The sequence below is a fragment of the Mycobacterium sp. shizuoka-1 genome (assembly GCF_002723835.1).
GTDB lineage: Bacteria > Actinomycetota > Actinomycetes > Mycobacteriales > Mycobacteriaceae > Mycobacterium.
Map to the genome: position 1 here is coordinate 44,928 of NZ_BEWG01000110.1, position 12,263 is coordinate 57,190.

At 66.1% G+C, this 12,263-nt stretch carries 8 protein-coding genes and 2 tRNA genes; all 10 read left to right on the top strand.

Features of this window, described 5'->3' with window-relative positions; genetic code table 11:
- Positions 1–272: 272 nt before the first annotated feature.
- The 10 genes from dnaA to MSZK_RS27650 all read left to right on the top strand — a co-directional run bounded on the left by dnaA (position 273) and on the right by MSZK_RS27650 (position 12,189).
- A complete protein-coding gene (gene dnaA, locus MSZK_RS27605) occupies positions 273–1,772 on the top strand; it encodes a chromosomal replication initiator protein DnaA (RefSeq protein WP_099251730.1) in 1,500 nt (499 codons plus the stop codon).
- 518 nt (positions 1,773–2,290) lie between these two features.
- Positions 2,291–3,484, top strand: coding sequence for a DNA polymerase III subunit beta (dnaN, locus tag MSZK_RS27610; protein ID WP_099251718.1), 1,194 nt, complete (start codon positions 2,291–2,293; stop codon positions 3,482–3,484).
- Between the two features lie 27 nt (positions 3,485–3,511).
- A complete protein-coding gene (gene gnd / locus MSZK_RS27615) occupies positions 3,512–4,405 on the top strand; it encodes a phosphogluconate dehydrogenase (NAD(+)-dependent, decarboxylating) (protein WP_099251719.1) in 894 nt (297 codons plus the stop codon).
- A gap of 9 nt (positions 4,406–4,414) precedes the next feature.
- Positions 4,415–5,557 (top strand): DNA replication/repair protein RecF, encoded by a 1,143-nt coding sequence (gene recF, locus MSZK_RS27620; RefSeq protein WP_099251720.1) that lies wholly within the window; start codon positions 4,415–4,417, stop codon positions 5,555–5,557.
- Positions 5,554–6,129, top strand: a complete 576-nt coding sequence (locus tag MSZK_RS27625; RefSeq protein ID WP_099251721.1) for a DUF721 family protein — start codon at positions 5,554–5,556, stop codon at positions 6,127–6,129. Before recF ends, MSZK_RS27625 begins: the two co-directional genes overlap by 4 nt.
- 223 nt (positions 6,130–6,352) lie before the next feature.
- A complete protein-coding gene (gyrB, locus tag MSZK_RS27630) occupies positions 6,353–8,368 on the top strand; it encodes a DNA topoisomerase (ATP-hydrolyzing) subunit B (protein WP_099251722.1) in 2,016 nt (671 codons plus the stop codon).
- A 29-nt stretch (positions 8,369–8,397) separates the two neighbouring features.
- Positions 8,398–10,935, top strand: a complete 2,538-nt coding sequence (gyrA, locus tag MSZK_RS27635; RefSeq protein ID WP_099251723.1) for a DNA gyrase subunit A — start codon at positions 8,398–8,400, stop codon at positions 10,933–10,935.
- Between the two features lie 41 nt (positions 10,936–10,976).
- Positions 10,977–11,846 carry a DUF3566 domain-containing protein gene (locus tag MSZK_RS27640; RefSeq protein ID WP_099251731.1) on the top strand — a complete coding sequence of 290 codons (870 nt, stop codon included), beginning with the start codon at positions 10,977–10,979 and terminating at the stop codon, positions 11,844–11,846.
- Positions 11,847–11,916: 70 nt separating this feature from the next.
- A tRNA-Ile gene (locus MSZK_RS27645) sits at positions 11,917–11,990 on the top strand.
- 141 nt (positions 11,991–12,131) lie between these two features.
- Positions 12,132–12,189, top strand: a tRNA-Ala gene (locus MSZK_RS27650).
- Positions 12,190–12,263: the final 74 nt, after the last annotated feature.

The window sequence follows — 12,263 nt, forward strand, 5'->3', positions numbered from 1 at the left end:
ACGGTTGGCACCCGCCGCGAAAACTGTTAGCTTCTGCCAAGCCGCTTCAGCACGAGGCGGCACGCAATCGGGAATCGGGGGCACAGGCCGGCGGACAGTCCAACCAGTTGCTCGGATTAACTGCCGACCCGCGACCCTGCGCCGATATGCTGCGAGACGAGGACGACTGTCCTGTCCACACCTGTGGATAACTATGTGGACAGATTCGTCGTCGTCTCATTTGCTTTTATGTGCCGGATGACAATTACCGATCGGACCAGGGGGATCTGTCGTTGACCGAAGATCCCGGTTCAGCATTCGCCACCGTGTGGAGCTCGGTGGTCGCCGAGCTCAACGGCGACGGAACCGCGGACTCCCGCCCGAACGGAACTGCCGGTGACGCGCCGCTCACTCCGCAACAGCGCGCCTGGCTCAAACTGGTCCAGCCGCTGACGATCGCCGAAGGCTTCGCGCTGTTGTCCGTGCCGAGCAGCTTCGTCCAGAACGAGATCGAACGGCATCTGCGGACGCAGATCGTCGACGCCCTCAGCCGGCGACTCGGCCAACGAGTCGAACTCGGTGTCCGCATCGCCCCACCGGATCTGCAGGAGGACGAGGACACTGCGGTACCCGATCCGCCGGCAGTCGATTTGGAGCTCGACGAAGTCGACGAAGATCGGGAGGCGCTGGCCAGTGCCCACGAGACCTGGCCGAGTTACTTTATCGAGCGGCCGCGGAGTAACCCGTCCGCCGAAGCACCCGGCATCAGCCTCAACCGGCGCTACACCTTCGACACCTTCGTCATCGGTGCCTCCAACCGGTTCGCCCACGCCGCCGCGCTGGCGATCGCCGAAGCCCCGGCCCGCGCCTACAACCCGTTGTTCATCTGGGGTGAGTCCGGGCTGGGCAAGACCCATCTGTTGCACGCCGCAGGCAACTATGCGCAACGACTCTTTCCCGGGATGCGAGTGAAGTACGTCTCGACCGAAGAGTTCACCAACGACTTCATCAACTCGCTGCGCGACGACCGCAAGGTGGCCTTCAAGCGCAGTTACCGCGATATCGACGTGCTGCTGGTCGACGACATTCAGTTCATCGAGGGCAAGGAAGGTATCCAGGAGGAGTTCTTCCACACCTTCAACACCCTGCACAATGCGAACAAGCAGATCGTCATCTCCTCAGATCGCCCGCCCAAGCAGCTGGCCACCCTCGAGGACCGCTTGCGGACCCGGTTCGAATGGGGCCTGATCACCGACGTTCAGCCACCCGAGTTGGAGACCCGGATTGCGATTCTGCGCAAGAAGGCGCAGATGGAGCGGCTCGACGTTCCAGACGACGTGCTGGAGCTGATCGCCAGCAGTATCGAGCGCAACATCCGCGAGCTCGAAGGTGCCCTCATCCGGGTCACTGCGTTCGCCTCGCTGAACAAGACGCCGATCGACAAGGCGTTGGCCGAGATCGTGTTGCGGGATCTGATCGCCGACGCCGGCACCATGCAGATCAGCACGGCGGCGATCATGGCGGCCACCGCCGAGTACTTCGACACCACCGTCGAGGAACTGCGGGGCCCCGGTAAGACCAGGGCGCTGGCCCAGTCCCGGCAGATCGCGATGTATCTGTGCCGAGAACTCACCGATCTGTCCCTGCCCAAGATCGGGCAGGCCTTCGGCCGCGACCACACCACGGTCATGTACGCCGAGAAAAAGATTCGCGGTGAAATGGCCCACCGGCGTGAGGTCTTCGATCACGTCAAGGAACTCACCACGCGGATCCGCCAGCGCTCCAAGCGCTGAAATCACCCTTCTTCTGTTCTCTTGCGTGTCTTCGGCGCAAAAAACTTTGGTCACTGTCGTACCAGTCGTCACACCGCGGGCTTGTGCACACCGCTGGGGACAACACTGGTGTTGTGCGCCGAAGTACGGCAACAACGATGAACAACCGCGGGCTGTACACACCGCTTCGGTGATCGGCGGCCAACCATGCACAACTCATCCACATGCCCGCACCGCATCGGAGCAGGCGATCGACCGTCCCGTCCACAGCTTGCACAGGCCCTATTACTGTTGCCCTTATCTCTCTTCCGTTTTCTTCTTTGAAGACAGCGTTGGGGAGTACCCGGTTCACAGAGCGTCGCGGGCCGTTCGGCAGGGCTCTTGTCACCCGGATCGATTAGCTTTCAAGATGGCGCCCGACGCTCTACGGTTGTTGTTCTGACTGCCGTTCGGCGGCTGTCGCTCACAGACCACGCTCGCCCGTGCCGATGGCATGTGGCGGACGCCGGTCGGGGTTGTTCGGGTGATGAAGGGACAGGGTGCACGTGGCCACTACGACGGTTGGCTCCGACTTGAAGTTCCGCCTGGTGCGGGAAGACTTCGCCGATGCGGTGGCCTGGGTTGCCCGTAACCTGCCGAGTCGCCCGACCGTGCCAGTGCTGGCAGGCGTGTTGCTCACCGGCACCGATGAGGGTCTGACCATTTCCGGATTCGACTACGAAGTGTCGGCCGAAGTCCGGGTTCCCGCCGAAATCGCTTCTCCGGGAAGCGCTTTGGTTTCCGGCCGGTTGCTGTCCGACATCACCCGGGCGCTGCCGGCCAAGCCCGTCGACGTCACCGTCGAAGGCACCAGGGTGTCGTTGACGTGCGGAAGCGCCCGATTCTCGCTGCCGACGATGGCGGTGGAGGATTATCCCGCGCTTCCCGAGCTGCCGGACGAAACCGGTGTGATCTCGGCTGATCTGTTCGCCGAGGCGATCGGTCAGGTGGCCGTCGCGGCCGGGCGCGACGACACGCTGCCCATGCTGACCGGTATCCGGGTGGAAATTTCCGGTGAGACAGTGGTTTTGGCCGCCACCGACCGATTCCGGCTGGCGGTGCGCGAACTGACCTGGTCGACCTCGTCGCCGAGCCTGGAAGCCGCCGTGCTGGTGCCGGCCAAGACCTTGGCCGAGGCCGCCAAAGCCGGCACCTCGGGTGCCGAGGTCCACCTGGCCCTGGGTGCGGGGTCCTCGGTGGGCAAGGAAGGACTGCTCGGTATCCGCAGCGGCGGCAAGCGCAGCACCACTCGGTTGCTCGACGCGGAGTTCCCCAAGTTCCGCCAGCTGCTGCCTGCCGAGCACACCGCGGTGGCGACCATCGGGGTGGCCGAGCTCAGCGACGCGATCAAGCGCGTCGCCCTGGTGGCCGACCGCGGCGCGCAGGTGCGGATGGAATTCGGCGACGGCGTGCTGCACTTGTCGGCCGGCGCCGACGACGTGGGCCGCGCCGAGGAAGACCTGCCGGTCGAATTCGCCGGGGAGCCGCTGACGATCGCGTTCAATCCCACCTATCTGACCGACGGTCTGGGTTCGCTGCATTCCGACCGGGTGACCTTCGGTTTCACCACCCCCAGCCGGCCTGCGGTGTTGCGCCCGGCGAACGGTGATGAACAGGTGGACGGCACCGGGCCGTTCCCCGCCGTTCAGACCGACTACGTATACCTGTTGATGCCGGTCCGGCTTCCCGGTTGAACCGGACCCTGACCTAGAGAGGCACACATGCAATTGGGTTTGGTCGGTCTCGGCAAAATGGGCTTCAACATGCGCCAGCGACTGCGCGAAGGTGGCCACGAGGTCATCGGGTACGACCCCCGACCCGAGGTGACGGATGTGCCGAGCCTGGCCGGGTTGGCCGAGGCGCTGACCGCTCCGCGGGTGGTGTGGGTCATGGTGCCGTCCGGTCCGATCACCGATGACACGATCAGCTCGCTGGCCGAGGTACTCAGCCCAGGCGACCTGGTGATCGACGGCGGCAACTCCAAGTACACCGAGGACGGACCGCACGCGGAACTGCTTGGGAAAAAAGGCATTTCGTTCGTCGATGCGGGTGTTTCCGGCGGTATCTGGGGCTTGGCCGAGGGCTACGGCCTGATGGTCGGCGGCAGCGACGAGGATGTCGCGCGGGTGATGCCGATTTTCGACACCCTGCGCCCGCCCGGCGACCTCGCCGACGGTTTCGTGCACGCGGGTCCGGTGGGTGCGGGTCATTACGCCAAGATGGTGCACAACGGTATCGAGTACGGGCTGATGATGGCGTATGCCGAAGGGTACGAACTGCTGGCAGCCGAGCCGTTGATCAAGGACACCCAGGCCGTCATCCAGGCCTGGACCAACGGCACAGTGGTGCGGTCGTGGTTGCAGCAGCTGCTGGCCAAGGCCCTGGCGGAAGATCCGGCGTTCGACGCGATCTCGGGCTACACCGAGGATTCCGGCGAAGGCCGCTGGACCGTGGAAGAGGCCATTCGCCACCGGGTACCCATGCCGGTGATCGCGGCGTCGCTGTTCGCGAGATTTGCGTCGCGGCAAGAAGATTCGCCGACGATGAAGGCGGTGTCGGCGCTGCGCAACCAGTTCGGCGGCCACGCGGTCAAGCGGGTCTCGGTGTCGGGATAGCGAGGCCCGATGTACGTCCGGCACCTGGCGCTACGCGACTTTCGGTCGTGGCAACACGTCGAACTCGAGTTGGCACCGGGCCGGACGGTCTTTGTCGGTCCCAACGGCTTCGGCAAAACGAATCTTGTTGAGGCACTGTGGTATTGCGCCACTCTCGGGTCACACCGGGTGGCCACCGACGCACCGTTGATCCGGGCCGGGGCCGAGCGGGCGGTGGTGTCCACGATCGTGGTGAACGAGGGCCGAGAACTCGCGGTGGACATCGAGATCGCGGCGGGTCGGGCGAACAAGGCTCGACTGAACCGTTCACCGGTGCGCAGCACCCGCGAGGTGCTCGGGGCGGTGCGCGCGGTGTTGTTCGCCCCGGAGGATCTGGCGCTGGTCCGCGGCGATCCCGGCGAGCGCCGGCGCTATCTCGACGAGCTGGCCTCGGTACGCAGGCCCCGGGTCGCGGCGATCCGTGCCGACTACGAGAAGGTTCTCAAGCAACGCACCGCGCTGCTGAAATCCGCTGCGGGAGCCCGCTTTCGGGGTGATTCCGGGGTCTTGGAGACGCTGGACGTATGGGACGGGCACCTGGCTGCGCACGGCGCTGAACTGATGGCGGCCCGCATCGAGCTGGTGAACCTGTTGGCTCCGGAGGTCGAGAAGGCCTACCAGCTGCTGGCGCCGGCCTCGCGACCCGCAGCCATCAGCTACCGCAGCAGTGTGGAATCCGCGGAGACTCAAGACGTGCAGTCTTTGGAGGCCGCGTTGTTGGCCGGGCTGGCGGCCCGGCGTGGAGCTGAGCTGGAACGCGGGGTGTGTCTGGTCGGTCCGCACCGCGACGACCTGGAGCTGCGGCTCGGGGACCAGCCGGCCAAGGGGTTCGCCAGCCATGGTGAATCCTGGTCCATGGCACTGGCATTGCGGCTCGCGTCCTATGAGTTGCTGCGCACCGAGGGCAGCGAACCGGTGTTGATCCTCGACGATGTGTTCGCCGAACTCGACAACGCCCGGCGTCGGGCGCTGGCCGGGGTGGCCGCCGACGCCGAGCAGGTACTGATCACCGCCGCCGTGGGTGAGGACATCCCGACCGACTGGGATGCCACCCGGATCGGGGTGGTGCTGCGCGACGATGACGGTGGCCGGATGTCGGAGGTGAGTGGATGACGGAGCCCGACGACGACGACGCCGGCGAGCGCACCGGCCCACCGGATCATCTCGCCGGGCTGGCCGGGATGGATCTGGTGCGCCGAGCGCTGGAAGAAGCCCGTGGCGCCGCGCGCAGTCAGGGTAAGGAGGTCGGCCGCGGCCGGCGCTCCCCCGGGACCCGCCGGGCGGTGAACCGAGGTGGGCGGCGCAGCTGGTCGGGACCCGGACCGGATCGCCGCGATCCGCAGCCGCTGGGATCGGTGGCCAACGAACTCGCCAAGTCGCGCGGCTGGACGCCGAAGGTCGCCGAGGGCGCGGTGTTTGCGCAGTGGGCCACGGTGGTCGGCGAGCAGATCGCAGAGCATGCCGAGCCGACCGCCCTGCGCGACGGAGTGCTCAGCGTCACCGCCGAATCGACCGCCTGGGCCACCCAGCTGCGAATGGTCCAGTCGCAGCTGCTGGCCAAGATCGCCGCCGCCGTGGGTGACGGCGTGGTCACGTCGCTGAAGATCACCGGGCCGGTCGCGCCGTCCTGGCGCAAGGGCCCGCTGCACATCTCCGGACGTGGCCCGCGCGACACCTATGGCTGAGGTGCGCGATCACAGTCGGCTGACAGCCACGACACGGTCGTCGACTGCCGTGTCAAGCGTCAAGACGTATGCCGATCCGAGAAATTCCGTGCACGGCGCAACTAGGTGTGTAGAAACGCCGCCGCAGACTCAGTCCGAAGTGCGCTAACCGGTAGACTTACTCAAGACCTGCGCACGGTCGGTGAATCGTGCGCCTGCGAACCCCAAGGAGAGCGTTCCGCTAGTGGCTGCCAACGAACAGTACGGTGCCGACTCGATCAAAGTCCTCGAAGGCCTTGAGGCGGTCCGCAAACGTCCGGGCATGTATATCGGCTCGACCGGAGAACGAGGACTGCACCACCTCGTCTGGGAGGTCGTCGACAACTCGGTGGACGAGGCGATGGCCGGCTTCGCCACCAAGGTGTCGGTGCGAATCCTCGAGGACGGCGGTGTCGAGGTCACCGATGACGGCCGCGGTATCCCGGTGGCAATGCACGCCACCGGGATCCCCACGATCGATGTCGTCATGACGGTTCTGCACGCCGGCGGCAAGTTCGAAGAGGGCGCCTACCAGGTCTCCGGCGGTCTGCACGGCGTGGGCGTCTCGGTGGTGAACGCGCTGTCGGTCCGGTTGGAGGCCGACGTCCGCACCGCAGGCTACGAGTGGTTCCAGACCTATGACCGGTCGGTGCCCGGCACCCTGCGTCAGGGCGAGAAGACCCGCGAGACCGGTACCACGATCCGGTTCTGGGCCGATCCGGACATCTTCGAGACCACCACGTATGACTTCGAGACGATCGCCCGGCGCCTGCAGGAGATGGCGTTCCTCAACAAGGGTCTGACCATCGAGCTCACCGACGAGCGGGTGACCCCCGAGCAGGTGGTCGACGAGGTTGTCAGCGACACCGCGGAGGCCCCGAAATCGGCGGAGGAGAAGGCCGCCGAAGCAGCTGGGCAGCACCACAAGGTCAAGCACCGGGTGTTCCACTATCCCGGCGGTCTGGTCGATTTCGTCAAGCACATCAACCGCACCAAGAACGCGATCCAGCCCAGCGTGATCGACTTCGACGGCAAGGGCGAGGGCCACGAGGTCGAGATCGCGATGCAGTGGAACGCCGGCTATTCGGAGTCGGTGCACACCTTCGCCAACACCATCAACACCCACGAGGGCGGCACCCACGAGGAAGGGTTCCGCGCCGCGCTGACCACGGTGGTGAACAAGTACGCCAAGGACAAGAAGCTGCTCAAGGAAAAGGATGCGAACCTCACCGGTGACGACATCCGCGAGGGCCTCGCGGCGGTGATCTCGGTGAAGGTCTCGCAGCCGCAGTTCGAGGGCCAGACCAAGACCAAGCTCGGCAACACCGAGGTGAAGTCCTTCGTGCAGAAGATCTGCAACGAGCAGCTGACGCACTGGTTCGAGGCCAACCCGACCGAGGCCAAGACCGTGGTGAACAAGGCGGTGTCCTCGGCGCAGGCGCGCATCGCCGCGCGCAAAGCCCGGGAACTGGTGCGCCGCAAGAGCGCAACCGATATCGGCGGCCTGCCCGGCAAGCTCGCCGACTGCCGCTCTACCGATCCGAGCAAGTCCGAACTGTATGTGGTGGAGGGTGATTCGGCCGGCGGCTCGGCCAAGAGCGGCCGGGATTCGATGTTCCAGGCGATCCTGCCGCTGCGCGGCAAGATCATCAACGTGGAGAAGGCGCGCATCGATCGCGTGCTGAAGAACACCGAAGTCCAGGCCATCATCACCGCGCTGGGCACCGGCATCCACGACGAGTTCGACATCTCCAAGCTGCGCTATCACAAGATCGTGTTGATGGCCGACGCCGACGTTGACGGACAACATATTTCGACGCTGCTGCTGACGCTGCTGTTCCGGTTCATGAAGCCGCTGGTGGAGAACGGCCACATCTTCCTGGCCCAGCCCCCGCTGTACAAGCTGAAGTGGCAGCGCAGCGAGCCCGAATTCGCCTATTCCGACCGGGAACGCGACGGTCTGCTGGAGGCCGGCAAGGCGGCCGGCAAGAAGATCAACGTCGACGACGGCATCCAGCGCTACAAGGGTCTGGGCGAGATGGACGCCAAGGAGCTGTGGGAAACCACCATGGATCCCTCCGTGCGGGTACTGCGGCAGGTCACCCTCGACGACGCCGCCGCGGCCGACGAGCTGTTCTCCATCCTGATGGGCGAAGACGTCGAGGCGCGTCGCAGCTTCATCACCCGTAACGCCAAAGACGTTCGCTTCCTGGATGTTTAGCCCCGCCTGGGGATTCGAAGAGGAATCACATGACTGACACCACCCTGCCCCCCGGCGACGAGGCGGGCGACCGCATCGAGCCGGTCGACATCCAGCAGGAGATGCAGCGCAGCTACATCGACTACGCGATGAGCGTCATCGTGGGCCGCGCGCTGCCCGAGGTCCGAGATGGCCTCAAGCCGGTGCACCGCCGCGTGCTCTACGCAATGTTCGACTCCGGGTTCCGGCCGGACCGCGGCCACGCGAAGTCGGCGCGCTCCGTCGCCGAGACGATGGGTAACTATCACCCGCACGGTGATTCGTCGATCTACGACACCTTGGTGCGGATGGCGCAGCCGTGGTCGTTGCGGTACCCGCTCGTCGACGGTCAGGGCAACTTCGGATCGCCGGGTAACGACCCCGCGGCCGCGATGCGCTACACCGAGGCCAGGCTGACGCCGTTGGCCATGGAGATGTTGCGTGAAATCGACGAGGAGACAGTCGATTTCATTCCGAACTATGACGGCCGTGTGCAGGAGCCGACCGTTCTGCCCAGCCGGTTCCCGAACCTGCTGGCCAACGGTTCGGGCGGTATCGCCGTCGGTATGGCCACCAACATTCCGCCGCACAACCTGCGCGAGTTGGCCGAGGCCGTCTACTGGTGCCTGGAGAACCACGAGGCCGACGAAGAGGCGACGCTGGCCGCCGTCTGCGAACGGGTCAAGGGACCGGACTTCCCGACCTCCGGTCTGATCGTCGGATCCCAAGGCATCCATGACGCGTACACCACGGGCCGCGGCTCGATCCGGATGCGTGGTGTCGTGGAGATCGAGGAGGACTCGCGCGGTCGCACGTCGATCGTGATCACCGAGTTGCCGTATCAGGTCAACCACGACAACTTCATCACCTCGATCGCCGAGCAGGTCCGCGACGGCAAGCTCGCCGGTATCTCGAATATCGAAGACCAGTCCAGTGATCGGGTCGGCCTGCGCATCGTCGTGGAGATCAAGCGCGACGCCGTGGCCAAGGTGGTGCTGAACAACCTCTACAAGCACACCCAGCTGCAGACCAGCTTCGGCGCGAACATGCTGTCGATCGTCGACGGCGTACCCAGGACGCTGCGCCTGGACCAGATGATCCGCTACTACGTCGCCCACCAGCTCGACGTGATCGTCCGGCGCACCCGGTATCGGCTGCGCAAGGCCAACGAGCGGGCCCATATCCTGCGCGGTCTGGTCAAGGCGCTCGACGCTCTCGATGAGGTCATCGCGTTGATCCGGGCGTCGGAAAGTGCCGACGTGGCCCGGGTGGGCCTGATGGAGCTGCTCGACGTCGACGAGATCCAGGCCCAGGCCATCCTCGACATGCAGTTGCGCCGCCTGGCCGCCCTCGAGCGCCAGCGCATCGTCGACGACCTCGCCAAGATCGAGGCCGAGATCGCGGACCTGGAAGACATCCTGGCCAAGCCAGAACGGCAGCGCGCGATCGTCCGCGACGAGCTCAAGGAGATCGCCGACAAGCACGGCGACGACCGGCGCACCCGGATCGTCGCCTCCGATGGCGACGTGTCGGACGAGGACCTGATCGCCCGCGAGGACGTGGTGGTCACCATCACAGAGACCGGATACGCCAAGCGGACAAAAACCGACCTGTACCGCAGCCAGAAGCGTGGCGGCAAGGGCGTGCAGGGCGCAGGCCTCAAACAGGACGACATCGTGCGGCACTTCTTCGTGTCCTCGACGCATGACTGGATCCTGTTCTTCACCACCCAGGGCCGGGTGTACCGGGCCAAGGCCTACGAACTGCCGGAGGCGTCGCGCACCGCGCGCGGTCAGCACGTGGCCAACCTGCTGGCGTTCCAGCCCGAGGAACGCATCGCCCAGGTCATCCAGATCAAGAGCTACGACGACGCGCCCTACCTGGTGCTGGCCACCCGCAACGGGCTGGTGAAGAAGACGAAGCTGACCGACTTCGACTCCAACCGGTCGGGCGGGATCGTGGCGATCAACCTGCGCGACGGCGACGAGTTGGTCGGTGCGGTGCTGTGCTCGGCGGAGGAGGACCTGCTGCTGGTCAGCGCCAACGGCCAGTCGATCCGGTTCTCGGCCACCGATGAGGCACTGCGGCCGATGGGCCGCGCCACCTCGGGTGTGCAGGGCATGCGGTTCAACGCCGACGACCAGCTGCTGTCGCTCAACGTCGTGCGGGAGGGAACGTATCTGCTGGTGGCAACGGCGGGTGGTTATGCCAAGCGCACCGCGATCGAGGAGTACACCCCGCAGGGCCGCGGCGGTAAAGGCATCCTGACCATTCAATACGACCGTCGCCGTGGCAGTCTGGTGGGCGCGTTGGTGGTCGACGAAGACAGCGAGTTGTATGCCATCACCTCGGGCGGCGGCGTCATCCGCACCGCGGCACGTCAGGTCCGCAAGGCCGGGCGCCAGACCAAGGGCGTTCGCTTGATGAACCTGGGAGAGGGCGACACACTGTTAGCCATTGCCCGCAATGCCGAGGAACAGGACAGCACGGACGCGACGGACGTTGTGGACGAGGTGGCCGACGTGGAGCAGGAAGCCGACGAGTCGTAGCGGCTGGGCCGGACAGGTAAGCGGACAGGTAAGGAGTGGCGGTGAGCGCACCGAACGAGCCGGGCCAACCCGGACCGGGTGCCAACGGTGGATCCGGCGAGGTGCCGCCGTGGCAGCGCGGTGCGACGCGGGCCCGGCAAGGCGGGGCCCCGCAGCGGCCGGCCGCCGAGGGTCAGCCCCGGCCGGCGGGCCAGCAGGGGGGCCCGAGCATCGAGGCCCGGGTGAACCGGTTCATCACGGGCTCGGCGGCGCCCGACATGTCGAGCGTGGGCGGGCCGCCGTCGCCGCGGCCCGAGAGCGAGGCTCCGGCGAACCGCCCCGAGCCGCGGCCCGAAGCCCGGCCGGAGCCGCGTCCCGAGCCCCGGCCCGAGGCGCGCGCCGAGCGCACTGAGGTCGCCCGCCCGGAGGCCTACAGCAGCGAGCTGCCGGACCTGTCCGGGTCGACTCCGCCCAAGCCCGTCGCCCAGCAGCGCAAGCCCGCCCCCGAGTCGTCGTCGCGCCCAGCCGGGGCGGCCGCGCGGGTTCAGGTGGCCGCCGGCCGGTCCCGCGGTCCGGTGCGGGCCAGCATGCAGATCCGGCACGTCGATCCGTGGAGCGTTCTGAAGGTGTCGCTGCTGCTGTCGGTGGCGCTGTTCTTCGTCTGGATGATCGCCGTGGCGTTCTTGTACCTGGTGCTCGGCGGCATGGGTGTGTGGAGCAAGCTCAACAGCAATGTGGGCGACCTGCTGACCGCCACCAGCGGCGGCGGGGGTGAACTGGTCTCCAGCGGAACGATCTTCGGCGGTGCCGCCCTGATCGGTCTGGTGAACATCGTGCTGCTGACGGCGATGGCCACCGTCGGCGCGTTCATCTACAACCTGTCCACCGACATCGTCGGTGGTGTGGAGGTCACGCTGGCCGACCGGGATTAGCCCCGGTTCACCGGTTTGGGTGCAGTGCCGGTGGTGGGGTAATCTCGTCGCTCGGTCGTATGTGAAATACGGGCCTATAGCTCAGGCGGTTAGAGCGCTTCGCTGATAACGAAGAGGTCGGAGGTTCGAGTCCTCCTAGGCCCACGATGTCCTGGTCGACGGGAAGGGCGCGCGTGCGGATTGCATTGCTGCTGGCGGTGGCTACCGCGGCCGCGGCGATGATCCGAGTCCGCCGCGGTGAAATCTGGCACACTCTCGACGACTGAGACCTCGCTGAGGGGCCTTAGCTCAGTTGGTAGAGCGCTGCCTTTGCAAGGCAGATGTCAGGAGTTCGAATCTTATCTGTAGGAGAGTGAGTTGGAAGTGCGGATGACCAGCGATGATACCGTCGCGGTCATGTCCGTGACGGGGCCATAG

Excerpts from the sequence above, each read along its gene's own strand:
- gnd (WP_099251719.1), top strand. The coding sequence starts at position 3,512 with ATGCAATTGGGTTTGGTCGGTCTCGGCAAAATGGGCTTCAACATGCGC.
- MSZK_RS27625 (WP_099251721.1), top strand. The coding sequence starts at position 5,554 with ATGACGGAGCCCGACGACGACGACGCCGGCGAGCGCACCGGCCCACCG.
- recF (WP_099251720.1), top strand. The coding sequence starts at position 4,415 with ATGTACGTCCGGCACCTGGCGCTACGCGACTTTCGGTCGTGGCAACAC.
- gyrA (WP_099251723.1), top strand. The coding sequence starts at position 8,398 with ATGACTGACACCACCCTGCCCCCCGGCGACGAGGCGGGCGACCGCATC.